We start from the raw sequence: 22258 nt of genomic DNA on the forward strand, positions 1-22258 counted from the left end.
ATCGGCGGGCGCGCGGGACGAGGGCACGAAAGGCCCGATTCGCCACCGGATCACCCCGCCCGGTTGTCTGGAAATTCGCCGAGGCAGGTCTCCTGGCTCACAGCCTGGCGCGATGCGCCGTCCCTCCGCCTTCCCGCCCGTCGGGCAGTGGCTGTGGATAGGACCTCAGCTGTTCACAGTTGCGGGGGCAGCCACGGCTTGGCCGTGTTCCCTCTTAGCTGCGGCGCGCGGCCGCAGAACCTCGAAGGGCCGAAGGCTACGCAGGCCGGGGGCGGCGGTCAATCGCGGCGGTTGACGGCCGATCGGACTCGTGATGTCCTTGTGCGGTTTTTTCAGGTGTCTCGCGCCGTCGCGCGCGAGGTGAAACGGGAAGTCGGTGTGCCCCAGGGCGAGTCCGACGCTGCCCCCGCAACGGTAAGCGCACGTAGGGATCTGTAGGCCACTGTGTCCGGCGGACATGGGAAGGCAAACCCGACCAGCCATGGCTGGCGTCGCAAGCCCGGAGACCGGCCTGATCACTTTTTGGCAACCCGCGGTGGGCGGGCGCACGCCGGAAATGCGGTGCCGTAGCGGCCGCTTTCTTCGCACGCGTTCCTCTTGCCGACTCACCCGCACGCAGAGGAAGCACCATGTCCAGCAGCACCCTGAGCCATTCGGCCGCCGCCGTCCCCCTGTCCAAACGCCTGGCCATCGCCATCGGTGCCAGCCTCCTGGGCCTGTCGCTCGTGTACTTCGCCGGCTTCTCGCACATCGAGGCGGTGCACAACGCTGCCCACGACACCCGCCACAGCTCCGCCTTCCCCTGCCACTGAGGGGCGCGACCGTGATCAAGCGCATCGCCCAGACCGCCGGGTTCGCCGGCCTGTTCGCCGCCATCGTGCTGACCCTGCTGCAGAGCCTGTGGGTCACCCCGCTGATCCTCCACGCGGAGACGTTCGAGAGCTCGGCACCGGCCGAGCAGGCCGAGCACAGCCACGAGCACGCCGCCGGCACGCCCGCCCATGAACACGACGCCGAGGCCTGGGCGCCCGCCGATGGCTGGCAGCGCACGCTGTCCACCGGTGGCGCCAACCTGGTGGTCGCGGTGGGCTTCGCCCTGCTCCTGGCCGCACTGTTCAGCCTGCGCGGCCCGACCCGCGCCTGGCAGGGCCTGCTCTGGGGGCTGGCCGGTTTCGCCACCTTCGCCCTGGCGCCGTCCCTCGGCCTGCCGCCGGAGTTGCCGGGCACCGCGGCCGCCGACCTGGCCCAGCGCCAGGTCTGGTGGGTCGGCACCGCCGCCTCCACCGCTGCCGGCCTGGCGCTGATCGCCTTCGGCCGCAACTGGGTGCTGCGCCTCGTCGGGCTGGCGCTGCTGGTGATCCCCCACGTGGTGGGTGCTCCGCAGCCCGAGGTGCATTCGAGCCTGGCGCCGGAAGCCCTGGAGCACGAGTTCATCGCCGCCTCGCTGATCACCAATGCGCTGTTCTGGGGCGCCCTGGGCTGGGCCGCCGCCTGGCTGTACCAGCGTTCCGCGAGCCAAGACCTGGCGTGAGCCGGGCCGTGTCGTCGATCGACCCCGCGCAGGGCCCGGCCCTTCGCGGGGTCTTGCTTTACAGGGCTGGCCGATGATCCGCGTGGCCGGCCTCGGCTGCCGGCGCGGCTGTCCGGAACACGAACTGCGCGAGCTGCTGGTCACCACCCTGGCCGAGCGCGGCCTGGCGGTCGGCGACCTGAGTGCCCTGGCCAGCGTCGACAGCAAGGCCGACGAGCCCGGGCTGCGGGCACTGGCGCTGTCCCTTCAGCTGCCCCTGGCGCTACTGCCGGCCACCGAGTTGGCGACCTGCGAGGGGCGGCTGTCCGGCGCCTCGGCCATCGCCCTGCGGGAAACCGGCAGCCCCGGCATCGCCGAAGCCGCCGCCCTGCTGCATGCCGAAACCCTGGCCGGCCGGCCTGCGCGATTGCTGGTGGAAAAGCGCCGCAGTGCCCGCGCCACCTGTGCGCTGGCCTGCATTCCCGAGGATGTGGATAACCCATGACGGTCTATTTCATCGGCGCCGGCCCCGGCGACCCGGAGCTCATCACGGTCAAGGGCCAGCGGTTGATCCGCAGCTGCGCGGTGATCCTCTACGCCGGTTCCCTGGTGCCGGAGGCGGTGCTCGACGGGCATCGCGCCGAGCAGGTGGTGAACACCGCCGAACTGCACCTGGACGAGATCATCCGCCTGCTGGCCGAGGCCCACGGGCGCGGCCAGGACGTGGCCCGCGTGCACTCCGGCGACCCGTCGCTGTACGGCGCCATCGGCGAGCAGATCCGCCACCTGCGCGCGCTGGGCATTCCCTACGAGGTGGTGCCCGGCGTCACCGCCACCGCTGCCTGCGCCGCGTTGCTGGGTACCGAGCTGACCCTGCCGGACATCTCGCAGACGCTGATCCTCACCCGCTTCGCCACCCGCACGCGCATGCCCGAGGGCGAGTCCCTGGCGGAGCTGGCGCAGCACCGCGCGACCCTGGCGGTGCACCTGGGCGTCAGCCACCTGCCGCGCATCGTCCAAGAACTGCTGCCGCACTACGGCGCCGACTGCCCGGTGGCCGTGGTGCATCGCGCCAGCTGGCCCGACCAGGACTGGGTGACCGGCACGCTGGCGGACATCGTCGAGCGTGTGGCGGGCAAGGACTTCCGCCGCACCGCGCTGATCCTCGTGGGGCGCGTGCTGGCCGCCGAAGGCTTCACCGACTCCTCGCTCTATCACCCCGATCACGCCCATCTCTATCGCCCCGCAGGGGGGGACGACGACTGATGCGGCGTGCCGCATGGCGCGCCGCTAGTGACGCAGCGCCGGGAAATAAGCAGAATGCGTGTTCCCCGGTCGGAAACGACCGCCGGCTTGCGTGCCTGATGCCCCGTCTTGGCGAACCTCCTGGTCACAGGGATGGCGCCGGTGCGGGGTCATGGCCTGATCGATAACACCCACTGGCTTTAAGCGACCTTCTGTCTATGCGTATGCGCTTGATGCTCCTGGGCGGTGGCAATGCCCTTGGCCAGGCGCTTATCCGCCTGGGGGCCGAGGATGATGTAGGGTTCCTCGCCCCGCGCCCGCCCGAACAGGGCTGGGATGCCGCCAGCCTGACCCAGCTGCTCGACGACACCCGCCCCGATGCGGTGATCAACCTCGCCTACTACTTCGACTGGTTCCAGGCCGAGGAGGCCAGCCCGGCCCGTTTCGCCGCGCAGGAACGCGCGGTCGAGCGCCTCGCCGAGCTCTGCCAGCACCATGGCATCGTCCTGCTGCAGCCTTCCAGCTACCGCGTCTTCGATGGTGCCCGGGCGACGGCCTACAACGAGAAGGACGAGACCATTCCCCTGAGCCTTCGCGGGCAGTCCCTGTGGCGCATCGAGCAGAGCGTGCGTGCCATGTGCCCCAAGCATGTGCTGCTGCGCTTCGGCTGGCTGCTGGACGACAGCAACGAGGGCATCCTCGGGCGCTTCCTCGCCCGTGCCGAGCGGGACGCCGAGCTGATGCTGGCCGATGACCGCCGCGGCAACCCGACGCCGGTGGACGACGCCGCGCGGGTGATGCTCGCCGTGCTCAAGCAGCTGGACTGCGCCGCGCCGCTCTGGGGCACCTACCACTACGGCGGCCATGAGGCGACCACCACCCTGGCGCTTGGCCAGGCGGTGCTCACCGAGGCCCGCAACCTGCGCGCGCTGAAGGTGCAGGAAATCACCCCCCAGGCCCACGCCGCCCGTCCCGATGCGGCGGACGAGCCCCAGCACGCGGTGCTGGCCTGCAAGAAGATCCTCCATACATTCGGCATCAAGCCCCGCGCCTGGCGCGCGGCGTTGCCCGCACTCCTGGACCGTTACTACCGCCATGGCTGATTCCCCCATCCTCGTTACCGGCGGCGCCGGCTTCATCGGCTCCAACCTGGTCGATGCGCTGCTGGCGCGCGGGCACGCCGTGCGCGTGCTCGACGATCTTTCCACCGGCAAGCGCAGCAACCTGCCGCTGGAGAACCCGCGCGTCGAATTCATCGAAGGCAATGTCGCCGACGCCGCGCGGGTGGCTCGCGCCATGGCCGGCTGCAAGGCGGTGGCGCACCTGGCCGCCGTGGCCTCGGTGCCGGCTTCGGTGGATGACCCGGTGTCGACCCACCAGGCCAACTTCGTCGGCACCCTCAACGTCTGCGAGGCCATGCGCCAGCACGGCGTGAAGCGCGTGACGTTCGCCTCCAGCGCCTCGGTCTACGGGCAGAACGGCGAAGGCCAGGCCATCGACGAGAACACCCCCGTCGCGCCGCTCACCCCCTACGCGGTGGACAAGCTGGCCAGCGAGCAGTACCTGGACTTCTACCGCCGCCAGCATGGCCTGGAGCCGGCGGTGTTCCGCTTCTTCAACATCTTCGGGCCGCGGCAGGACCCGTCCTCGCCCTATTCCGGGGTGATCAGCATCTTCACCGAGCGTGCGCTGGCCGGCACGCCCATCACCATCTTCGGTGATGGCGAGCAGACCCGTGACTTCGTCTATGTCGGCGACCTGGTGCAGGTGCTGGTGCAGGCGCTGGAGAACCCTGGCGTCGAGGCCGGCCCGGTGAACGTCGGCCTGCAGCGCTCCACCAGCCTGAAGGAGCTGCTCGCCGCCATCGGCAGCGTGGTGGGCGAACTGCCGGCCATCAGCTACGCCGAGGCGCGCTCGGGCGATATCCGTCATTCCCTGGCGGACAACAGCCGTCTGCTGGAGCGTTTCGACTTCCCCGAGCCGACTCCCCTGGCGGTCGGCCTGGCCCGCTTGCTGGGCCGCTGAGTGACGACAGGAAAGGCGCCTTCGGGCGCCTTTTTGCATCCCGCTCCCATCCCGTGATGCCAATGAAAAAGGCGCCCGAAGGCGCCTTTTCTCGTTGCGGCGGGCTTAGAACTTGTAGCCCAGGCCGACCATGTAGACCCACGGGTCGACGTCCACGTCCACCTTGGCGCGTACGCCCAGGGCGGTGTTGTCGACGTAGGCGCGGGTGTCGATGTCGATGTAGCGCACCTGGGCGTTGAGCATGATGCTGTCGGTCAGCATGTAGTCGGCGCCGACCTGCCAGGCCAGGCCCCAGGAGTTCTTCACGCGGAAGTTGTCGAAGCCGGCCGCGGTCGCGCCGCTACCCACGTGCTCGTCGTAGATCCAGGTGTAGTTGATGCCGGCGCCCAGGTAGGGCTGGAAGGCCGACTGGGATTCCAGCGGGTAGTACACGACGCTCAGGGTCGGCGGCAGGTGTTTCAGCGAGCCCAGGCTGCCGTTGGCGGCGTCGAGGGCGGTGCCCTTGATCTTCACTTCGTGCTCGAAGGGGGTGGCGGCCAGCAGTTCCAGGCCGAAGTGGTCGGTCAGCATGTAGGCGAAGTTCAGGCCCAGCTGGGTGTCGCTGTCCATGGTCGCCTTGCCGCCCAGGTCGGCGCCGGCCAGGGGGCCGCGGTCTACCTTGACGGAAGAGCTGTCGGCTTTCGGGTTGACGGTGATGGCACCGGCACGGACGAGGATGTCACCCGCCTGGTGGGCATGGGCCATCGGGGCGGCCACAGCGAGAGCGAGGAGGGAGGCGGCTAGGAACTGCGTTTTCATTTAATGGCTCCGAGGTCTTGAGCTTGTGTTGGCTGGGCTCAGTTTCGGGGAGCACGAAACGCGGCACCTTGATCTAGCTCAATGCCGCGGCGAGTTCGTTAGCAGGCTTTCTTGTCAGCTCTCGGGCGTCTCGTAGGGGTAGATCTTGCTGGCTTCCATCTGGTAGCCGGCCTCGGCCAGTTCGCTGGTGCTGGACTTCACCTGCAGCGGCCCTTCGATCCAGAACGGCTGGTAGAGCGCGTCCATCAGCACGCCCAGCTCGCTGGTGACGTGGACGATCTGGTTCGAGGGGGGCGGTGGCACGTGGATGCAGGCGCCGAAGTAGGGGACCAGGAGGAAGTCGGTCACCCGGCCTTCCTCGGTCACGTCTAGCGGCACGATGTAGCCCGGCAGCTTCACTTCCTGGCCGTCCAGGCCCTGCACCACCGGCGCCGCCGGCGACTGCTGGCTGGCGGCGGGACCCGCTTCGGCGGCGAGCGAGTCGGCCAGCTGCGAAAGGTCGTGGATGGGCGCGGGAGGCGGGGGCGGCGGAGCGTCGGCGGGGATCAGCTCGGACCAGGTCAGTTCGCGGACCTCACCGGCCCAGAGGCCGGTGGCGGTCAGCAGGATCAGGGCCGGAAGGGCCAGCAGGGCGCGTTTCATCGTGGGCTCACAGGCGAATGGACAGGCCGTCGGCCAGGGACTGCCGATAAGCGCGCCAGGCCGGCACGGCGCCCATCAGCAGGGCGGCGGCCAGGATACCGCCCAGCAGCGTCCACTCATAGCGGCTCGGTAGTGCCAGCGGCAGGTAGAGGCCGTAGTTGGCCTGCACGTAGCCCTGGGCGAGGGCGATGCCGAGGTACAGCAGCACCAGCCCGAGCACCGCGCCGGCCAGTGCCAGGGCGAAGGCCTCCAGCACCAGCAGGCTGGCGATATGCCAGGGCCGCGCGCCCACCGAGCGCAGGATGGCCATTTCGCGACGGCGCTCGTTGAGGCTGGTGAGGATGGCGGTGAGCATGCCGATCAGCCCGGTGAGCACGACGAACAGCGAAACCACGAACAGCGCCTTCTCGGCCGTGCCCATCAGGCTCCAGAGCTCCTGCAGGGCGACGCCGGGGAGGATCGCCAGCAGCGGTTCGCCTCGGTACTCGTTGATCTCCCGCTGCACGGCGAAGGTGGCGATCTTGCTGTTGAGGCCGAGCATGAAGGCGGTGATGGCCTTGGGTTGCAGGTCCATGGCCCGGGCCTGGTCGGCGTTGACCTTGCCGGCACCGCGCGCGGGCACGCCGTTCTGCCAGTCGACGTGCAGTGCCTCCATCCCCGCGAGGGAGATGTGCAGGGTGCGGTCCACCGGCGTACCGGTGCGTTCGAGGATGCCGACCACGGTGAAGGGCTTGTCGTCGTGCTGCACCAGGCTGACGGTGGCGACGCCGTGGGACAGCACCACCTTGTCACCCAGCTTGTACTTCAGCGCCTCGGCCACCTCGGCACCGAGCACCACGTCGAACATGTCGGCGAAGGGCTTGCCCTCGGCCAGCTTCAGCGCCTGGGCGCGGCCGTAGCGGTAGTGCTCGAAATAGGCCTCGCTGGTGCCCATTACCCGGTAGCCCTTGTGCGAATCACCCAGGGAGATGGGGATGGCCCATTTCACCTTGGGGTTGTGGGCGAGGGTTTCGAAGCTGTCCCAGCGGATGTTGTTGGTGGCGTTGCCGATGCGGAACACCGAATACAGCAGCAGGTTCACCGAGCCGGAGCGGGCGCCGACGATCAGGTCGGTGCCGCTGATGGTGCTGGCGAAACTGGCGCGTGCCTCGGTGCGCACCCGCTCGACCGCCAGCAGCAGGCAGACCGAGAGGGCGATGGCGAAGACGGTGAGCAGGGCGGTGAAGCGGCGGTTGGCGAGGCTCGCCAGGGCCAGGCGGAACAGGTACATCTCAGGCCTCCTGCGGGCGCGCGGCGCGGTTCAGTTCAAGCAGCGACAGGCTGCGATCGAAGAGCGCTGCCAGGCTCTGGTCGTGGCTGACGAACAGCAGGCTGGCACCCGCCTCGCGGCATTCGCCGAAGAGCAGCTGGAGGAAGCTTTCCCGGGCGTCGGCGTCCAGGGCCGAGGTGGGTTCGTCGGCGATCACCAGTTCCGGCTGGCCGATCAGCGCGCGGGCGGCGGCGACGCGCTGCTGCTGGCCGATGGACAGCGCGTCGGCGCGGCGCTCCAGCAGCCCGGCGGCCAGGCCCAGGTGGCCGAGCAGGGTGGTCGCGGCCTGGGCCACGCTGCCATGGCGCTGCCGGGCGCGCTGGGCGCGCAGGTGCGAGAAGTGGCAGGGCAGCTCGACGTTCTCACGCACGGAAAGGAAGGGCAGCAGGTTGAACTGCTGGAAGATGTAGCCGGTGTGGTCGACGCGGAAGCGGTCGCGGGCGCCCGAGGCCATCTTGCCCAGGTCGCGGCCCAGCAGGCTGACGCTGCCCCGGCCTGGCGTCTGCACGCCACCGAGCAGGCCCAGCAGGGTGGTCTTGCCACTGCCGCTGGGGCCCTTGAGGAAGAGGGTTTCCCCGCTTTGCAGGGCGAAGGCGGGGATGTCGAGCAGTTCGGCGTGGCCCGGCCAGGCGAAGCCCAGCTCGGAGATTTCGATCAGTGTCTGGCTCATGGGGTGCCGACCGGGTTGCCCCGGCCGGTTCATCGGATTCAGAAGCTCAGGGAGGGGTTGGCAGGGGTCAGCTCGGCGCCCTGCTGGCCCTGCGGGCCGATCAGTTGTACCTGAATTTTCTGGGTGGCGGGGAAGCGCTCGAACAGCTCCTTGAGGTCCAGGGTCTTGAGGTCACCGGGCTTGGCGCATTCCAGCTGGTAGTGGGCGTGGACCTCGCTGTGCTCGTGGTGGTGCTCGTGGCCTTTCTCTTCGTCGTGGTCGGCGTCTTCGTGCTCATGCTCGTGGTCCGCCGGGGCGTTGCCGAACAGCGGGCTTTCCAGCTCCTGGCCGGTGACCTTGCAACCGGCGACCAGGGGCAGGGCGAACAGGTCCAGCGGCTTCTCCAGCAGGGCGCGGGCGGCGGCGACCTTGGCCTTGTCGGCGTCGCTGCTGGCGGCGTGCTCGAAGCCGACCAGGTTCATGGCCGGGCTTTCCAGCTCCAGTTCCAGGCTGTTGCCGTCCAGGGCGACGTTCATCCGCGCCACGCCGTGCTCATGGGCGCCGAGGCTGCCGTGCTCCTCGTGTTCGTGGTCGTGGGCCTGGGCGGCGGCCAGGGGCAGCAGGGCGAAGGGCAGGGCGAGCAGCAGGCGGCGCATGAGGCACTCCGGAGTCGGGTGAAATGAGGTGTTACGTTATAACAACTTTCAGATCGCCTCGCCAGTGTCGCCTGGCGCCTGGTCGAGGCACGTGGGAGCATGGCCCGATTCAACCTGGGGAGCTGGACATGCTGCGTATTCGTGGACGGATCGGCGATTGGCCGGTCGACCTGACGGTGGAGATGGACGAGGAGGACTGGCAGCGCCTGGGCGCGCAGCTGCAGGTCGGTGTCGAGGCGCCAGCCGCGCCGCTCGCCGCTCCCGCCAAGGCTCCTAAGCGCAGCGATGCCCTGTGGGATACCGCGCTGGAGCTGCTGCGCAACGCCGGGCGTATCGAGGGGCCGCGCCTGCTGGGCGAACTGGAAGCCCTCGCTGGCGGAGCGGCGGCCGGCAAGCGCCTGCTGGTGCGCTTGCGCCATAGCGAGCGGGTGCAGCTGGAGATGGGGGGCGATGCGCCCGTCTATGTCTGGAAGGGGTGAGCGGCGCAGGTCCGTAGGTTGGGCTGAGGTACGAAGCCCAACGTGACCCTGTTGGGCATTGCATCGTTGGGCCTCGCTACGCTCGGCGCCAACCTACGGGAGCTTTTGCGCGATCAGTAGATCGCCTGGTAGAGCTTGCGGCGGTAGGTGGTGACCAGCGGGTGGTCGTTGCCCAGCAGGTCGAACACCTGCAGCAGGGTCTTGTGGGCGATGCCCTCGGCGTAGCTGCGGTTGCGCACGAAGAGCTTGAGCAGGCCCTCCAGCGCCGGCTCGTACTGCTGGCGGGCCAGTTGCTGGATGCAGAGCTGGTAGCTGGCCTCGTCGTCCTCGGCGTTCTGCGCCAGGCGTGACTTCAGGTCGGCGGCTTCCGGCAGGTCGGCGGCCTGGCGCAGGAAGGTCAGCTGCGCGCGGGCGCCGGCCAGGGCCTGCTTGTGCTCGTCGCTCTTCACCGCATCCAGTACCGCCTGGGCTTCGCCCAGTTCACCGCGTTCGGCCAGGCAGCGCGCATAGAGGATCAGCGCGGCGGCGTTGCCGTTGTCCTCGGTCAGCACGTCCTTGAGCAGGGCCTCGGCATCGCCGATGCGGCCATCGGCGAACAGCGCCTGGGCGGTTTCCAGCGGGTCGGCGGCGGCCGGCGCGGGCTGCTGCACATGGGGTTCGAGCATGGCGCGGATCTGCGACTCGGGCTGCGCGCCGGCGAAGCCGTCCACCGGCTGGCCGTCCTTGAACAGCACCACGGTGGGCAGGCTGCGGATGCCGAAGCGCATCACGATGTCCTGCTCGATGTCGCAGTTGACCTTGGCCAGCAGCAGCTCGCCGCGGTAGGACTCGGCGATCTGCGCCAGCAGCGGCATCAGCGCCTTGCACGGCGCGCACCACTCGGCCCAGAAGTCCACCAGGACCGGCTTGTGGAAGGAGTTCTGGATCACCGCCTGATCGAAGTCGGCGGCGGTGGTATCGAAGATGTAGGGCGTGTCGCTCATCGGAGGTTCTCGAGTGCGCAAGGGATGGGCGAATGATACGGCCGCCGCATGCAGCCGCCTACCGGGGCCCGCCGTTATCTCGCTGCGTGGTACAGGCTCACGTGGCGGAATTGCTCGGGCTCGGCCAGGTCCGGCCAGGTGCAGGCTTCGAGCATCGCCAGGCGGCGGTATTGTGGGTGGGCGAAGTCGCGGACGCGGGAGTCGGCCACCAGGGCTTCGCGGCCACGGCTGAGGAAGTGGTCGAGCAGGGGCAGGTTGGCGCGGTCGTAGAGCACGTCGGCGACCACGACCAGGTCGAAGCGGTCGGCTTCGGCGAAGAAGTCCCCGGAGTAGCCCAGCTCCACGCCATTGAGCTCGGCGTTGGCGCGGCAGGACTCCAGGGCCAGCGGGTCGAGGTCGCAGGCCACCACTTCCGCGGCGCCCGCCCTGGCCGCAGCGATGGCGGCCACGCCCGAGCCCGCGCCGAAATCCAGCACGCGCTTGCCGGCCACCCATTCCGGGCGCTCGGCGAACCAGCGCGCCAGGGCCAGGCCGCTGGCCCAGCAGAAGCACCAGTAGGGCGGCTCCTCGAGGATGCGGCGGGTCTCATCGGGGTCGAAGGCGCGATCCATGTTGCCGCCGTCGATCAGCCACAGGCGCAGGTCGGTGCCGGGCAGTGTCTCGGCGTTCAGGCGGGCGTCGCCGAGCAGTTGGCCGAGGGCGCGTTGCAGCGCTGCGGGCGCCTTCACGGCGCGCGTTCCAGCTGCAGCTGGCCAAGGGCCTGGCTCTCGGGCTGGAGGATGCGTCGCGGCGCCAGGCGCTGCACCAGTTGGCCGGACTGGCTGACGCGGGCGCGCAGCTCCACGCGCTCGCCCTGGGGGAACACCTCGGGGTTGAAGGTCAGCTTGAACGGCAGCGCCTGGCCCGTGCCCGCGAGGCGCACGCTGCCGAGCAGGCGTTGTGGGCGGTCGCGGCCGTCGATCACCAGCAGCGCCATCTCCACTTCGCTGCCGGCCGGGGCCCCGAGCAACTGGCCCTTGAGCTCGCGCAGGTGCGCGGGTGTCGGCTCCTCGACCTGGACCCGCTGCTGTGCCGGCCTGGGGGCGGGCTTGGGCTCGGCGGGCGGTTCGCTGGAGCAGGCGGCCAGCAGGGCTGCGAGGAAAAGGACGGAAAGGGCGCGCATCGGTGACTCCTGGCCTTGTTGCGGAGGGCTCTGGGCGGCCTTATAACGCAAAGCCCGCGGCTTGTCTTGCCGGGGAGATGCGCTACCATGTGGCCTTCTTTTTCCGCAGTCACCTCCCCACCATGCACTGTCCCTTCTGTGGCGCCCATGACACCAAGGTGATCGATTCGCGACTGGTCGCTGAAGGCGATCAGGTCCGCCGCCGCCGCGAATGCCTGGCGTGCGAGGAACGCTTCACCACCTTCGAGACCGCCGAACTGGTCATGCCCCGGCTGATCAAGCAGGACGGCAGCCGCCAGCCCTTCGACGAGGAGAAGCTTCGCGCCGGCATGCAGCGAGCGCTGGAGAAGCGCCCGGTGAGCATCGAGCGCCTCGAAGAAGCCATCGCCCATATCAAGCACAAGCTGCGCGCCACCGGCGAGCGCGAGGTGAAGTCCCGCGTGCTCGGCGAGCTGGTGATGCTCGAGCTGCAGAAGCTCGACGAAGTGGCCTATATCCGATTCGCCTCGGTCTACCGTCGATTCCAGGACCTCAACGAGTTCCGCGAGGAGATCGAACGCCTGGCCCGAGAGCCCTCGAAAGACTAAGGCATGACCCAGAACGATCAGGCCTTCATGGCCCGCGCACTCGAGCTGGCCCGCAAGGGCCTGTACTCCACGCACCCCAACCCTCGTGTCGGCTGCGTGATCGTCCGGGACGGGCGCATCGTCGGCGAGGGCTGGCACGCTCGTGCCGGCGAGCCCCACGCCGAGGTCCATGCCCTGCGCCAGGCCGGCGACAAGGCCCGCGGCGCCACCGCCTACGTCACCCTCGAACCCTGCAGCCACCACGGCCGCACCCCGCCCTGTGCCGACGCCCTGGTGAATGCCGGGCTGGCCCGTGTGGTGGCCGCCATGCAGGACCCCAACCCCGAAGTCTCCGGCCGTGGCCTGCTGCGCCTGATGCAGGCCGGCATCGCCGTGCAGAGCGGCGTGCTGGAGGTCGAGGCGCGTGAACTCAATGCCGGCTTCATCAAGCGCATGGAGCAGGGGCTGCCCTTCGTCCGGGTCAAGCTGGCGATGAGCCTGGACGGTCGCACCGCCATGGCCAGCGGCGAGAGCCAGTGGATCACCGGCCCTGCCGCCCGCGCCGCCGTGCAGCGCCTGCGCGCACGTGCCAGCGTGGTGCTGACCGGTGCCGATACCGTGCTCGCCGACGATGCGCGCCTTACCGTGCGCCCCGACGAACTGGGCCTGAATGCCGAACTCACCGCGCTGGCGCTGGACCGCCCGCCGCTGCGCGTGCTGGTCGACGGCCGCCTGCGCGTGCCGCTGTCCGCCCCCTTCTTCCAGGCCGGGCCGGCGCTGGTGGCCACCTGTGCCGCTGCCGCCGCGCGCGACCGCTTCCAAGACGACGGCCACGAACTGGTGGCGGTGCCGGGCAGCAACGGCCACGTCGACCTCAAGCGCCTGCTGGGCGAGCTGGCCGCGCGCGGCGCCAACGAGGTACTGGTCGAAGCCGGCCCCCGCCTGGCGGGCGCCTTCGCCCGTGCCGGGCTGGTGGACGAGTACCAGATCTTCATGGCCGGCCGCTTCCTCGGCTCCAGCGCCAGGCCCTTGCTGGACTGGCCCCTGGCGCGGATGGCCGAGGCGCCGCAGTTGAAGATCCTCGGCATTCGCCCGGTCGGGGATGACTGGCGGATCATTGCGGTGCCTTTGTGAAGGCAGCGGCAAGCTTCAAGCTAGAAGCTAGAAGCTAGAAGCCGGCACACTTGTCGCTTGCAGCTTGCAGCTTGCAGCTTGCAGCTTGCAGCTTGCAGCTTTCCCCTTTCCCCTCCTTGTGTTAAAAACTCGCCTCGGCCACGCAAGTGGCCGAATCGTTCTCAGGGCGGGGTGAAAGTCCCCACCGGCGGTAATTGCGCGTTGCGCATAGCCCGCGAGCGCTCATCCGGACAGCCGACTGCCAGCAGCGGATAGTCCCGGATGAGGTCAGCAGACCCGGTGTGATCCCGGGGCCGACGGTCATAGTCCGGATGAAGAGAGAACGGGATTGCCTGCCTGGGCGTGCGCCTGCACGCCTGCGAAGTCCCTTTCGATCCAACGTGCCCTGTTTTTCCATAAACAGGAGTCCAACGATGTCCCATACCTTTCTCCCGGCGCTCGCAGCATCGTCTGCGTGGATGTCCGCGGCGGTTTTCCGGGTGCCTATAATGCGTTCCCGGGCCTCGTGCCCCGGCCGTTCCCCTGCAGTGGAGGTCCCATGTTCACCGGCATAATCGAAGCGATCGGCAGCATCCGTGCGCTCACCCCGAAGGGCGGTGACGTGCGCGTCTACGTGGCCACCGGCAAGCTCGACCTGGGTGACGTCAAGCTCGGCGACAGCATCGCGGTCAACGGCGTCTGCCTCACCGCGGTGGAGCTGCCCGGCGACGGCTTCTGGGCCGATGTGAGCCGCGAGACCCTGGCCCGCACCGCCTTCATCGACCTGAAGACCGGCAGCAAGGTCAACCTCGAGAAGGCCCTGACCCCCACCAGCCGCCTCGGCGGGCACCTGGTCAGCGGTCATGTCGATGGCGTTGGCGAGGTCGTGGCACGGGAAGACAACGCCCGTGCCGTGCAATTTCGGATCCGTGCACCGCGTGAACTGGCGAAATACATAGCCCTGAAGGGGTCGATCACCGTCGACGGCACGAGCCTGACGGTGAACGCGGTCAATGGCGCCGAATTCGAGCTGACCATCGTCCCGCACACCCTGGACGAGACCATCATGGCCGACTACCGGCCGGGTCGGCAGGTCAACCTCGAGGTCGACCTCCTGGCGCGCTACCTGGAACGCCTGCTGCTCGGCGACAAGGCCGCCGAGCCCGCCGCCTCGGGCCTGACCGAAAGCTTCCTCGCCGAACACGGCTACCTCAAACACTGAATCCATTAAGGAGGGCCCATGGCTCTCAATACCGTTGACGAACTGATCGAAGACATCCGCCAGGGCAAGATGGTCATCCTCATGGATGACGAGGACCGCGAGAACGAAGGCGACCTGATCATGGCCTCCGAGTGCGTGCAGGCCGAGCACATCAACTTCATGGCGCGCTTCGCCCGTGGCCTGATCTGCATGCCCATGACCCGCGAACGCTGCGAGACCCTCAAGCTGCCGCTAATGGCGCCGCGCAACGGCTCCGGCTTCGGTACCAAGTTCACCGTCTCCATCGAGGCCGCCGAGGGCGTCACCACCGGCATCTCCGCCGCCGACCGCGCGCGCACCGTGCAGGCCGCCGCCGCCAAGAACGCCAAGGCCGACGACATCGTCAGCCCAGGCCACATCTTCCCGCTGATGGCCCAGCCCGGCGGCGTGCTGGCCCGCGCCGGCCACACCGAGGCGGCCTGCGACCTGGCGCGCATGGCCGGCTTCGAGCCGTCCGGGGTGATCTGCGAGGTGATGAACGACGACGGCACCATGTCCCGTCGTCCCGAGCTGGAGGCCTTCGCCGCCGAGCACGGGATCAAGATCGGCACCATCGCCGACCTCATCCACTACCGCCTCATCCACGAACGCACCGTCGAGCGCATCGCCGAGCAGCCGCTGGACAGCGAGCTGGGCCAGTTCAACCTGGTGACCTACCGCGACGCCGTCGAAGGCGACGTGCACATGGCCCTGACCCTGGGCACCATCAGCCCGGAAGAGCCGACCCTGGTGCGCGTGCACAACATGGACCCGCTGCGCGACCTGTTCATGGTCAACCAGGAAGGTCGCTGGAGCCTGCGCGCGGCGATGAAGGAAGTGGCCAAGGCCGGCAGCGGCGTCGTGCTGCTGCTGGGCAACCCGCTGACCGGCCCGCAGCTGCTGGCGCACCTGGAACGCCAGCTGGGCAGCGATGCCAAGGTCACCAACCCCGCGACCTACAGCACCGTCGGGGCCGGCTCGCAGATTCTTCGCGATCTCGGTGTGCGCAAGATGCGCCTGATGAGTTCGCCGATGAAGTTCAATGCGATATCCGGTTTCGACCTGGAAGTTGTAGAATACCTGCCCGCTGAATGACCCGTAGGGCGCGTCACCTGCCGTGAACGCGCCCTCGCTCTTTAATGAACGAGAACTCGCCATGACCCTGAAGACCATCGAAGGTACCTTCATCGCCCCCAAAGGCCGCTTCGCCCTGGTGGTCGGCCGCTTCAACAGCTTCGTCGTAGAAAGCCTGGTGAGCGGCGCCGTAGACGCCCTGGTACGCCACGGCGTGAATGAAAGCGACATCACCATCATCCGTGCACCGGGTGCCTTCGAGATCCCGCTGGTGGCGCAGAAAGTCGCCCAGCGCGGCGAATACGCAGCGATCATCGCCCTCGGCGCCGTGATCCGTGGCGGCACCCCGCACTTCGAATACGTCGCCGGTGAGTGCACCAAGGGCCTGGCCCAGGTGTCCATGGAGTTCGGCGTACCGGTCGCCTTCGGCGTGCTGACGGTCGACTCCATCGAGCAGGCCATCGAACGCTCCGGCACCAAGGCCGGCAACAAGGGCGCCGAAGCCGCCCTGTCCGCCCTCGAAATGGTCAGCCTGCTGGCGGCCTTGGAGGCCAAGTGAGTTTCAACAGCGACATCGACAACCCGGACGAAGGCAAGAAGCCCGTAGCCAAGGGCAAGACCGCGGCCCGTCGCCAGGCCCGCAGCCTGGCCGTCCAGGCCCTGTACCAGTGGCACATCGCCCGCCAGCCGCTCAACGAGATCGAGGCGCAGTTCCGCGTCGACAACGATTTCGCGGCCGTCGACGGTGCCTACTTCCACGAGATCCTCCACGGCGTACCGCGCCAGGTGACCGAGATCGACGAGGTCTTCACGCCTTGCCTGGACCGGCCCCTGGCGGAGGTCGATCCGGTCGAGCTCGCCGTGCTGCGCCTCTCCACCTACGAGCTGCGCAACCGCATCGACGTGCCCTACCGCGTGGTGATCAACGAAGGTATCGAGTTGGCCAAGGTGTTCGGCGCCACCGACGGGCACAAGTTCGTCAATGGCGTGCTGGACAAGCTGGCACCGCTGCTGCGTGCCGCCGAGGTCCGTGGCGCCAAGCGCTGAGCGCCCGCGCCCTCGATGAATGGGTGAGTTCGAGCTGATCCGTCGCTACTTCGCCACCGCTGCCTGCGCAGCGGCTGGCGAGGGCATCGCGCTCGGCATCGGCGACGACTGCGCCCTGTTGCAACTCCCAGCCGGTGAGCAACTGGCGGTCTCCACCGATACATTGGTCGCCGGGGTGCACTTCCCCCTGGACTGCGACCCTTTCCTGCTCGGCCAGCGCGCCCTGGCGGTTTCCGTCAGCGATCTGGCCGCGATGGGCGCCACGCCCGTCGGCTTCACCCTCGCCCTGACCCTGCCGACCGCCGATGCGGACTGGCTGCAGGGGCTCGCCCGTGGCCTCGACGCCATGGCCCGCGACTGCGCCATCGCCCTGATCGGCGGCGACACCACCCGTGGACCGCTGAGCCTGACCCTCACCGTGTTCGGCCGCGTGCCCGCCGGCCAGGCCCTGACCCGTGCCGGCGCCCGTCCCGGCGACCTGCTCTGCGTCGGCGGCAGCCTGGGCGACGGCGCCGGCGCCTTGCCCCTGGTGCTCGGCGAGCGCGACGACGACAGCCACGAGGCCCGTGCGCTGCTCGCTCACTACTGGTCGCCACCGCCGCAGATCGGCCTCGGCCTCGCCCTGCGCGGCAAGGCCAGCGCGGCGCTGGACATTTCCGATGGCCTGCTCGCCGATTGCGGGCACATCGCCGTCGCCTCCGCTGTCGCGCTGATGGTGGAGCGCGAGCGCCTGCCGCTATCTGCCGGGCTGCGCGCGCTCTACCCGCGCGAGCCCGCCCTGAACCATGCACTGGCCGGCGGCGACGACTACCGCCTGGTCTTCACCCTGCCGCCGCAACACCTGGCGAGCCTGCAGGCCGCCTGGCCCGGCGTAACCGTCATCGGCCGCGTCGAAACGGGCGTGGGCGTGCACCTGCTCGATGCCGACGGTGGGGAAATCCTGCCGCCGGCACGGGGCTTTCAACACTTCGGGAGTCAAGGTGACTGATCATCCGCAGCAAGCGCCGGCCCAGCCGGTCCCGCCCTCGGTCTGGCGCAACCCCTGGCATTTCCTCGCCTTCGGCTTCGGCTCCGGGACCCTGCCCAAGGCCCCCGGCACCTGGGGCTCGCTGGTGGCGCTGCCGTTCATTCCGCTCTGGCAGATGCTGCCCGACTGGGGCTACTGGCTGATGCTCGGGCTGACCATGCTGTTCGGCTTCTGGCTGTGCGGCAAGGTCGCCGACGACCTGCGCGTGCACGACCACGAGGGCATCGTCTGGGACGAGATGGTCGGCATGTGGATCACCCTCTGGCTGGTGCCCGAGGGATGGCAGTGGCTGCTGCTAGGCTTCCTGGTATTCAGGTTCATGGACATCCTCAAACCCTGGCCGATCCGCTGGATCGACCGGCATGTCCATGGCGGCGTCGGCATCATGCTCGACGACGTGCTGGCCGGCGTCTTCGCCTGGCTGGCGATGCAACTGATCGTCTGGGGCCTGGGCTAGTCCGGCCAGGCGGGCATTTGGCAGGAGCGGAGCGGGAGTGATGATGCGCGGCTGGTTGATCGGTCTGCTGGCGATGATGGCGGCGCCCTGGGTGCTTGCCACGGACGGGCCGGGCGATGTGCCCGGGGCGGGCCCGGCGGAAGTGGTCATCGCCGCGGAGGTCTGGGCCGCGCACACCGACTCCGACGGTACCGGGCTCGGCTGGGACGTCTTGCGCAAGGTCTTCGAGCCGGTCGGCGTGCGCCTGCGCATCCGCTCCGTGCCCTATACCCGCTCCATCGGCCTGGTGAAGCGTGGCGAGGCGGACGCCTGGGTCGGCTCCTACCGCGACGAAGTGCCCTGGGCCCTCTACCCCCGCTGGAACTACGATGCCGATCGCATCAGCGCACTGGCCCTGCGCGGCTCGCCGTTGCCGAACCTGGCCGGGCTCGGGCAGTACCGCCTGGTATGGATGCGTGGCTACGGATACGAGCGCTATCTGCCGAACCTGACCCACTTCAAGGAAATCGAGCGCCGGGGCGGTATCCTTTCGATGCTCGACCTCGGTCACGCCGACTACTACATCGACGCGCGCACCGAGATCGACGATGTACTGCGCCAGAGCTCGACCCCCGATAAGTACCGCGTCACCTACCTGACCCAGCTCAAGCTGTACGTCGGCTTCGGCGACACGGCCCGGGGGCGCGAGTTCGCCGCGCTGTTCGACGAGCGCATGGCGCGCCTGGTGCACAGCGGCGAACTGCGCGCCGTATTCGCCCACTGGGGCCAGCCCTATCCCTTCGACCCGGAACCGGAGAACACCCATGCGTCGCCCTGATCTGCTCTGCGCCGGCCTGCTGCTGGCGTACTGCGGCGCCCTCCACGCCGAACCCCAGGTGCAGGTGGTCGGCCTCTTCCCCAACGCCGCGGTGATCAGCGTCGACGGCCAGCGCAAGCTGGTGAAGGTCGGCCAGACCGGCCCCGGCGGCGTCGAGGTGGTCAGCGCCAGCAGCCGTGGCGCCGTGTTGCGCGTCGGCGGCATCGAGCGCACCTACGAACTGTCCCGCGAGTACAACCAGGCCGGCGCCAGCGCCCCGCAGAAGACCCAGATGAGCATCGCCCGTGGCAACAACGGCCACTTCATGGTGGCCGGCGCCATCGAAGGCCATCCCGTGCAGTTCATGGTCGACACCGGTGCCTCCACCGTCGCCATGAGCGAGAACCAGGCGCGCATCCTCGGCATCGACTACCGCGTCACCGGCAAGCCGATGACCGCCAGCACCGCCTCCGGCACCGTGCGTGCCTGGCGGGTGGTCTTCGACCGGGTCAAGGTCGGGCCGCTGGAAGTGCTCGGCGTCGAAGGCGCCGTGGTCGAGGGCGACGCGCCCGTCGACGTGCTGCTGGGCATGAGCTTCCTCAACCGCGTGCGCTGGCGCGAGGACCAGGGCGTGCTGCTGCTGGAATCGAAGATCTAGGTGAGGTTCGGCGGGCCTCGCGGGCGCGATGGTCCTAGCGTTTCGATCCTTATCCCCAACTATTCAGTCTGACCGGCCGGTTAATGCTGCTGATACAATGCCGGCCTTTCGAAACCCCAGGAGATCCGTGGTGTCCGTCGTCTTCGTCGCCGCCTCCCAACTGCCCACGCCCTTCGGCCTGTTCACCATGCACGGCTTCCTCGACCAGGCCAGCGGCAAGGAACACGTCGCCCTGACCATGGGCGAATTCGCCGACGGCGCCCCGGTGCTCGGCCGCCTGCATTCCGAATGCCTGACCGGCGACGCCCTGTTCAGCCTGCGCTGCGACTGCGGCTTCCAGCTCGAGGCCGCCCTACGCGCCATCGCCGAGGAAGGCCGTGGCGTGCTGCTCTACCTGCGCCAGGAAGGCCGTGGCATCGGCCTCCTGAACAAGATCCGCGCCTACGAACTGCAGGACGGCGGCGCCGACACGGTCGAAGCCAACGAGCGCCTGGGCTTCGGTGCCGACCAGCGCGACTACGCCATCTGCCTGCCGATGCTCGACCACCTGGGCATCTCCGGTATCAAGCTGATGACCAACAACCCGCGCAAGGTGAAGGCTCTGGAAGGCTTCGGCATCCGCGTCGCCGAACGCGTGCCGCTGCAGACCGGCCTCAACCCGCACAACAAGAAGTACCTGGCGACCAAGGCCGGCAAGCTCGGCCACATGCTCGGCAGCCTGCACCAGGGTGAAGTCGAGCTATGACCCGCAACCAGGTGCGCCGCAAGCTGGGCCTGGAATGGTGGGCCTACCTCGCCATCGCCCTGGCCCCGCTGTTCGTGCTCAACCTGCTGTTCGGCTCCGGCGAGCCGGTGTTCCCCGCCCTGGAGATGCCGTTGTTCCTGGCGGCGATGATCTCCATGTTCATCAGCCTGCCGCTGTTCCGCGGCTACAAGCGCGCCCTGATCGCCACCGAGGAAGCCCTCGACAGCGAAGAAGAGCCCGCCGCCTGGATTGCCCTGGCCAGCGCCCGTCGCGTCGCCTTCCTCGGCGCCGGCCTGCCGGCCTGGATCGGTGCGGTGGCCGTGTTCGCCGGCCTCAACGCCGTGGCCCTGGTGCTGCTGGCCCTCGGCAGCGTGGTGATCTTCAGCCTCTACCGCATACCCCGCCAACTGGCCTGATGCGCGGCCTGCTCGGTGCTTTGCTGCTGTGCCTGGCCTTGTCGGCGACGGCGCAGCTGCGCATCGTCAGCCTCGCCCCCTCCCTGACCGAAATCATGCTCGAACTCGACGCCGGCGACCTGCTGGTGGGCGTGCTCGATGGCGGCGAGCGTCCGGCCTTGCTGGCCGACCTGCCCAGCGTCGGCCGCTACGGCCAGCTGGAGATCGAAAGCCTGCTGGCACTCGAGCCCGACCTCGTGCTGCTGTGGCCCGACAGCGTCGGTGCCGCCGGGCGTGAACAGTTGCGCCGCACCCCCATCGCACAGTTGCAGGTGGAACCGCGCGAACTCGACGAACTCGCCGGGCTGTTCGCCGAAGTCGGCGAGCGGGTAGGGCGAGCCGAACGCGGCCGGGAGCTCAGCCGGCGCTTCGCCGCCGGGCTCGCCGAGCTGCGCGGTACGTACCGCCGCGACGTGCCGCTGCCGGTGTTCTACCAGGTGTGGGACAAACCGCTGTACACCCTCGGCGGGCGGCAGATCGTCAGCGATGCCCTGCGCATCTGCGGCGCCGAGAACGTCTTCGCCGACCAGCGCCTGCCCGCGCCCCAGGTCAGCATCGAATCCGTCCTGCAGCGCCAGCCCCGCGTCATCCTCGTCAGCGAACCGGCCCAGGCCGCCGCCTGGCAGGCCTGGCCGCAGATCCCCGCCGTCGCCGCCGGCCAGGTGTGGCCGGTGCCCGACCGCGGCCTGGAGCGCCCCAGCTTCCAGATGCTCGACGCCACCCGGAAGCTCTGCGAGCGCCTCGCCAGCGCTCGTTGAGCGCCGCCCGACGCAGCCTACGAACGACGCCATCCGCAGCGAGCACCCAGCGGGCTGTAGGGTGGATGACGCTTCACCCATCCACCATGGGCAGGCAGGGATCGATGGGTTTGGCACCGAGGCTGGTCGGCACCTCGATGGCGGATGAAAAGAGCGTCACCCACCCTTGCATCGCCTGGCTTCAAAAGGAGCATCAACGTCCCGCCGACATCGCCACCGCCGCCGCGGCGGTGCGGGTTTCGACGCCCAGCTTCACGTAGACGTGCTCCAGGTGCTTGTTCACCGTGCGCGGGCTGAGGCCGAGGATGTCGCCGATGTCGCGGTTGGTCTTGCCGCAGGCCACCCAGTGCAGCACCTCCATTTCCCTGCCGGTGAGCTGGAAGCGCGAGGCCAGCGCCTCCTGGGTCTGCTCGTCGTCCAGGGCCGGGCGTGGCGCCGGGGCGTTGCGCACGGCCTGCAGGGCGCGGGCGGTGCGCAGGTGGGCGGCGACGCGGGCGAGCACCTCGTCGGGCTTGATCGGCTTGGTCACGTAGTCGATGCCGCCGGCAGCGAAGCCTTCCACCACGTGCTCGCTCTCGGTCAGCGCGGTCATGAACAGCACCGGGATGTCCGCCGTCTCGCCGCTGGCCTTGAGCCGGCGGCAGGTCTCGAAGCCGTCCATGCCCGGCATCATCGCGTCCAGCAGGATCACGTCCGGCTGGCTGCGCTGGGCACGCTCCAGGGCGCTGGCGCCGTCCAGCGCCACCAGCACCATGTAGCCGGCGGCGTCGAGGGCATCGCTGAGCAGGGCGAGGTTGTCCGGGGTGTCGTCGACGATCAGCACCACGGCGCTGTCACGGCTCGGGCTGTGCATGGTCTCCTCCT

29 protein-coding genes and 3 riboswitches are annotated in these 22258 nt (G+C 69.1%); of the genes, 20 read left to right on the forward strand and 9 right to left on the reverse strand.

All coding sequences use genetic code 11. The features are described from left to right. Positions 1–65 precede the first annotated feature (65 nt). Positions 66–259, reverse strand: a riboswitch (cobalamin riboswitch). Positions 260–317: 58 nt separating this feature from the next. Further along, positions 318–529, forward strand: a riboswitch (cobalamin riboswitch). 100 nt (positions 530–629) lie between these two features. The 6 genes from WFQ67_RS06475 to WFQ67_RS06500 all read left to right on the forward strand — a co-directional run bounded on the left by WFQ67_RS06475 (position 630) and on the right by WFQ67_RS06500 (position 4780). Then, complete coding sequence (locus WFQ67_RS06475) at positions 630–812, forward strand: CbtB domain-containing protein (RefSeq protein ID WP_021219636.1); 183 nt, start codon at positions 630–632, stop codon at positions 810–812. An 11-nt stretch (positions 813–823) separates the two neighbouring features. After that, complete coding sequence (locus WFQ67_RS06480) at positions 824–1531, forward strand: CbtA family protein (protein ID WP_271104913.1); 708 nt, start codon at positions 824–826, stop codon at positions 1529–1531. Between the two features lie 73 nt (positions 1532–1604). Further along, positions 1605–2015 carry a cobalamin biosynthesis protein gene (locus WFQ67_RS06485; protein ID WP_213628238.1) on the forward strand — a complete coding sequence of 137 codons (411 nt, stop codon included), beginning with the start codon at positions 1605–1607 and terminating at the stop codon, positions 2013–2015. Further along, entirely contained in the window at positions 2012–2776 is a 765-nt protein-coding gene (gene cobM, locus WFQ67_RS06490; protein WP_337056419.1) for a precorrin-4 C(11)-methyltransferase, read from the forward strand. Before WFQ67_RS06485 ends, cobM begins: the two co-directional genes overlap by 4 nt. Before the next feature lie 197 nt (positions 2777–2973). Beyond that, positions 2974–3858 (forward strand): sugar nucleotide-binding protein, encoded by an 885-nt coding sequence (locus WFQ67_RS06495; protein ID WP_173178859.1) that lies wholly within the window; start codon positions 2974–2976, stop codon positions 3856–3858. After that, a complete protein-coding gene (locus WFQ67_RS06500; protein ID WP_337056420.1) occupies positions 3851–4780 on the forward strand; it encodes an NAD-dependent epimerase/dehydratase family protein in 930 nt (309 codons plus the stop codon). Before WFQ67_RS06495 ends, WFQ67_RS06500 begins: the two co-directional genes overlap by 8 nt. A gap of 105 nt (positions 4781–4885) precedes the next feature. On the opposite strand, the gene WFQ67_RS06505 is transcribed toward WFQ67_RS06500, so the two are convergent. From WFQ67_RS06505 to WFQ67_RS06525, 5 genes are all read right to left on the reverse strand, one after another. Further along, positions 4886–5578: an OmpW/AlkL family protein gene (locus WFQ67_RS06505; RefSeq protein ID WP_213628241.1), complete on the reverse strand. Its 693-nt coding sequence runs from the start codon at positions 5576–5578 to the stop codon at positions 4886–4888. 114 nt (positions 5579–5692) lie between these two features. Continuing rightward, entirely contained in the window at positions 5693–6220 is a 528-nt protein-coding gene (locus WFQ67_RS06510) for a DUF3299 domain-containing protein (RefSeq protein WP_173178862.1), read from the reverse strand. Between the two features lie 7 nt (positions 6221–6227). Then, the gene (locus WFQ67_RS06515; protein WP_213628242.1) at positions 6228–7490 is read right to left on the reverse strand and encodes an ABC transporter permease; all 1263 of its coding nucleotides are present in this window, start codon (positions 7488–7490) and stop codon (positions 6228–6230) included. A 1-nt stretch (position 7491) separates the two neighbouring features. After that, positions 7492–8199 (reverse strand): ABC transporter ATP-binding protein, encoded by a 708-nt coding sequence (locus WFQ67_RS06520; RefSeq protein WP_213628243.1) that lies wholly within the window; start codon positions 8197–8199, stop codon positions 7492–7494. 38 nt (positions 8200–8237) lie between these two features. After that, a complete protein-coding gene (locus tag WFQ67_RS06525; RefSeq protein WP_263152488.1) occupies positions 8238–8834 on the reverse strand; it encodes a DUF2796 domain-containing protein in 597 nt (198 codons plus the stop codon). Positions 8835–8962: 128 nt separating this feature from the next. Here WFQ67_RS06525 and WFQ67_RS06530 point away from each other — a divergent pair, with 128 nt between their 5' ends. Next, on the forward strand, positions 8963–9313 hold the full coding sequence (locus WFQ67_RS06530; RefSeq protein WP_213628244.1) for a hypothetical protein: 351 nt from the start codon (positions 8963–8965) through the stop codon (positions 9311–9313). Between the two features lie 113 nt (positions 9314–9426). Here the strand turns inward: WFQ67_RS06530 and trxA are convergent, their stop codons facing one another. The 3 genes from trxA to WFQ67_RS06545 all read right to left on the reverse strand — a co-directional run bounded on the left by trxA (position 9427) and on the right by WFQ67_RS06545 (position 11458). Further along, positions 9427–10296 (reverse strand): thioredoxin, encoded by an 870-nt coding sequence (trxA, locus tag WFQ67_RS06535; protein ID WP_213628245.1) that lies wholly within the window; start codon positions 10294–10296, stop codon positions 9427–9429. A 74-nt stretch (positions 10297–10370) separates the two neighbouring features. Continuing rightward, positions 10371–11024, reverse strand: coding sequence for a class I SAM-dependent methyltransferase (locus tag WFQ67_RS06540; protein WP_213628246.1), 654 nt, complete (start codon positions 11022–11024; stop codon positions 10371–10373). Further along, a complete protein-coding gene (locus WFQ67_RS06545) occupies positions 11021–11458 on the reverse strand; it encodes a YbaY family lipoprotein (RefSeq protein WP_213628247.1) in 438 nt (145 codons plus the stop codon). Before WFQ67_RS06545 ends, WFQ67_RS06540 begins: the two co-directional genes overlap by 4 nt. Positions 11459–11580: 122 nt before the next feature. On the opposite strand from WFQ67_RS06545, the gene nrdR reads away from it, so the two are divergent. The 13 genes from nrdR to WFQ67_RS06610 all read left to right on the forward strand — a co-directional run bounded on the left by nrdR (position 11581) and on the right by WFQ67_RS06610 (position 21394). Then, positions 11581–12045 (forward strand): transcriptional regulator NrdR, encoded by a 465-nt coding sequence (gene nrdR / locus WFQ67_RS06550; protein ID WP_031287756.1) that lies wholly within the window; start codon positions 11581–11583, stop codon positions 12043–12045. Positions 12046–12048: 3 nt separating this feature from the next. Then, positions 12049–13158, forward strand: coding sequence for a bifunctional diaminohydroxyphosphoribosylaminopyrimidine deaminase/5-amino-6-(5-phosphoribosylamino)uracil reductase RibD (gene ribD / locus WFQ67_RS06555; protein WP_337056421.1), 1110 nt, complete (start codon positions 12049–12051; stop codon positions 13156–13158). 153 nt (positions 13159–13311) lie between these two features. After that, positions 13312–13486: riboswitch (FMN riboswitch) on the forward strand. Between the two features lie 210 nt (positions 13487–13696). Then, on the forward strand, positions 13697–14359 hold the full coding sequence (locus WFQ67_RS06560; RefSeq protein ID WP_173178871.1) for a riboflavin synthase: 663 nt from the start codon (positions 13697–13699) through the stop codon (positions 14357–14359). Positions 14360–14377: 18 nt separating this feature from the next. After that, positions 14378–15472, forward strand: a complete 1095-nt coding sequence (gene ribBA / locus WFQ67_RS06565) for a bifunctional 3,4-dihydroxy-2-butanone-4-phosphate synthase/GTP cyclohydrolase II (protein WP_173178872.1) — start codon at positions 14378–14380, stop codon at positions 15470–15472. Between the two features lie 61 nt (positions 15473–15533). Next, positions 15534–16010, forward strand: coding sequence for a 6,7-dimethyl-8-ribityllumazine synthase (ribH, locus tag WFQ67_RS06570; protein ID WP_111260678.1), 477 nt, complete (start codon positions 15534–15536; stop codon positions 16008–16010). A 14-nt stretch (positions 16011–16024) separates the two neighbouring features. Then, the gene (gene nusB, locus WFQ67_RS06575; RefSeq protein ID WP_337056621.1) at positions 16025–16498 is read left to right on the forward strand and encodes a transcription antitermination factor NusB; all 474 of its coding nucleotides are present in this window, start codon (positions 16025–16027) and stop codon (positions 16496–16498) included. A 19-nt stretch (positions 16499–16517) separates the two neighbouring features. Further along, positions 16518–17486 carry a thiamine-phosphate kinase gene (gene thiL / locus WFQ67_RS06580; RefSeq protein ID WP_337056422.1) on the forward strand — a complete coding sequence of 323 codons (969 nt, stop codon included), beginning with the start codon at positions 16518–16520 and terminating at the stop codon, positions 17484–17486. Continuing rightward, a complete protein-coding gene (locus WFQ67_RS06585; RefSeq protein WP_173178875.1) occupies positions 17479–17982 on the forward strand; it encodes a phosphatidylglycerophosphatase A family protein in 504 nt (167 codons plus the stop codon). Before thiL ends, WFQ67_RS06585 begins: the two co-directional genes overlap by 8 nt. Before the next feature lie 40 nt (positions 17983–18022). Further along, positions 18023–18799, forward strand: coding sequence for a substrate-binding periplasmic protein (locus WFQ67_RS06590; protein ID WP_442969577.1), 777 nt, complete (start codon positions 18023–18025; stop codon positions 18797–18799). Further along, positions 18786–19436 (forward strand): retropepsin-like aspartic protease family protein, encoded by a 651-nt coding sequence (locus WFQ67_RS06595; RefSeq protein WP_337056424.1) that lies wholly within the window; start codon positions 18786–18788, stop codon positions 19434–19436. The genes WFQ67_RS06590 and WFQ67_RS06595 overlap by 14 nt, the downstream gene beginning before the upstream one ends. Positions 19437–19566: 130 nt before the next feature. Then, the gene (gene ribA / locus WFQ67_RS06600) at positions 19567–20181 is read left to right on the forward strand and encodes a GTP cyclohydrolase II (RefSeq protein WP_021219661.1); all 615 of its coding nucleotides are present in this window, start codon (positions 19567–19569) and stop codon (positions 20179–20181) included. After that, positions 20178–20597, forward strand: coding sequence for an MFS transporter (locus tag WFQ67_RS06605; RefSeq protein WP_173178878.1), 420 nt, complete (start codon positions 20178–20180; stop codon positions 20595–20597). The genes ribA and WFQ67_RS06605 overlap by 4 nt, the downstream gene beginning before the upstream one ends. Next, complete coding sequence (locus WFQ67_RS06610; protein WP_213628251.1) at positions 20597–21394, forward strand: cobalamin-binding protein; 798 nt, start codon at positions 20597–20599, stop codon at positions 21392–21394. Before WFQ67_RS06605 ends, WFQ67_RS06610 begins: the two co-directional genes overlap by 1 nt. A gap of 193 nt (positions 21395–21587) precedes the next feature. Here the strand turns inward: WFQ67_RS06610 and WFQ67_RS06615 are convergent, their stop codons facing one another. Beyond that, on the reverse strand, positions 21588–22247 hold the full coding sequence (locus WFQ67_RS06615; RefSeq protein WP_213628252.1) for a response regulator: 660 nt from the start codon (positions 22245–22247) through the stop codon (positions 21588–21590). Between the last annotated feature and the right edge of the window lie 11 nt (positions 22248–22258).

Source organism: Pseudomonas sp. USHLN015 (assembly GCF_037153275.1).
Classification (GTDB): domain Bacteria; phylum Pseudomonadota; class Gammaproteobacteria; order Pseudomonadales; family Pseudomonadaceae; genus Metapseudomonas; species Metapseudomonas tohonis.

Bases quoted from the DNA above. Each gene is read 5' to 3' on its own strand.
- ribBA (WP_173178872.1), top strand. From the start codon at position 14,378: ATGGCTCTCAATACCGTTGACGAACTGATCGAAGACATCCGCCAGGGC.
- WFQ67_RS06475 (WP_021219636.1), top strand. From the start codon at position 630: ATGTCCAGCAGCACCCTGAGCCATTCGGCCGCCGCCGTCCCCCTGTCC.
- WFQ67_RS06590 (WP_442969577.1), top strand. From the start codon at position 18,023: ATGATGCGCGGCTGGTTGATCGGTCTGCTGGCGATGATGGCGGCGCCC.
- WFQ67_RS06515 (WP_213628242.1), bottom strand. From the start codon at position 7,490: ATGTACCTGTTCCGCCTGGCCCTGGCGAGCCTCGCCAACCGCCGCTTC.
- trxA (WP_213628245.1), bottom strand. From the start codon at position 10,296: ATGAGCGACACGCCCTACATCTTCGATACCACCGCCGCCGACTTCGAT.
- WFQ67_RS06610 (WP_213628251.1), top strand. From the start codon at position 20,597: ATGCGCGGCCTGCTCGGTGCTTTGCTGCTGTGCCTGGCCTTGTCGGCG.
- WFQ67_RS06485 (WP_213628238.1), top strand. From the start codon at position 1,605: ATGATCCGCGTGGCCGGCCTCGGCTGCCGGCGCGGCTGTCCGGAACAC.
- WFQ67_RS06595 (WP_337056424.1), top strand. From the start codon at position 18,786: ATGCGTCGCCCTGATCTGCTCTGCGCCGGCCTGCTGCTGGCGTACTGC.
- WFQ67_RS06495 (WP_173178859.1), top strand. From the start codon at position 2,974: ATGCGTATGCGCTTGATGCTCCTGGGCGGTGGCAATGCCCTTGGCCAG.
- WFQ67_RS06615 (WP_213628252.1), bottom strand. From the start codon at position 22,247: ATGCACAGCCCGAGCCGTGACAGCGCCGTGGTGCTGATCGTCGACGAC.
- nrdR (WP_031287756.1), top strand. From the start codon at position 11,581: ATGCACTGTCCCTTCTGTGGCGCCCATGACACCAAGGTGATCGATTCG.
- WFQ67_RS06605 (WP_173178878.1), top strand. From the start codon at position 20,178: ATGACCCGCAACCAGGTGCGCCGCAAGCTGGGCCTGGAATGGTGGGCC.
- WFQ67_RS06500 (WP_337056420.1), top strand. From the start codon at position 3,851: ATGGCTGATTCCCCCATCCTCGTTACCGGCGGCGCCGGCTTCATCGGC.
- WFQ67_RS06560 (WP_173178871.1), top strand. From the start codon at position 13,697: ATGTTCACCGGCATAATCGAAGCGATCGGCAGCATCCGTGCGCTCACC.
- thiL (WP_337056422.1), top strand. From the start codon at position 16,518: ATGGGTGAGTTCGAGCTGATCCGTCGCTACTTCGCCACCGCTGCCTGC.
- ribH (WP_111260678.1), top strand. From the start codon at position 15,534: ATGACCCTGAAGACCATCGAAGGTACCTTCATCGCCCCCAAAGGCCGC.
- WFQ67_RS06525 (WP_263152488.1), bottom strand. From the start codon at position 8,834: ATGCGCCGCCTGCTGCTCGCCCTGCCCTTCGCCCTGCTGCCCCTGGCC.
- WFQ67_RS06545 (WP_213628247.1), bottom strand. From the start codon at position 11,458: ATGCGCGCCCTTTCCGTCCTTTTCCTCGCAGCCCTGCTGGCCGCCTGC.
- WFQ67_RS06530 (WP_213628244.1), top strand. From the start codon at position 8,963: ATGCTGCGTATTCGTGGACGGATCGGCGATTGGCCGGTCGACCTGACG.
- cobM (WP_337056419.1), top strand. From the start codon at position 2,012: ATGACGGTCTATTTCATCGGCGCCGGCCCCGGCGACCCGGAGCTCATC.
- ribD (WP_337056421.1), top strand. From the start codon at position 12,049: ATGACCCAGAACGATCAGGCCTTCATGGCCCGCGCACTCGAGCTGGCC.
- WFQ67_RS06510 (WP_173178862.1), bottom strand. From the start codon at position 6,220: ATGAAACGCGCCCTGCTGGCCCTTCCGGCCCTGATCCTGCTGACCGCC.
- WFQ67_RS06520 (WP_213628243.1), bottom strand. From the start codon at position 8,199: ATGAGCCAGACACTGATCGAAATCTCCGAGCTGGGCTTCGCCTGGCCG.
- WFQ67_RS06505 (WP_213628241.1), bottom strand. From the start codon at position 5,578: ATGAAAACGCAGTTCCTAGCCGCCTCCCTCCTCGCTCTCGCTGTGGCC.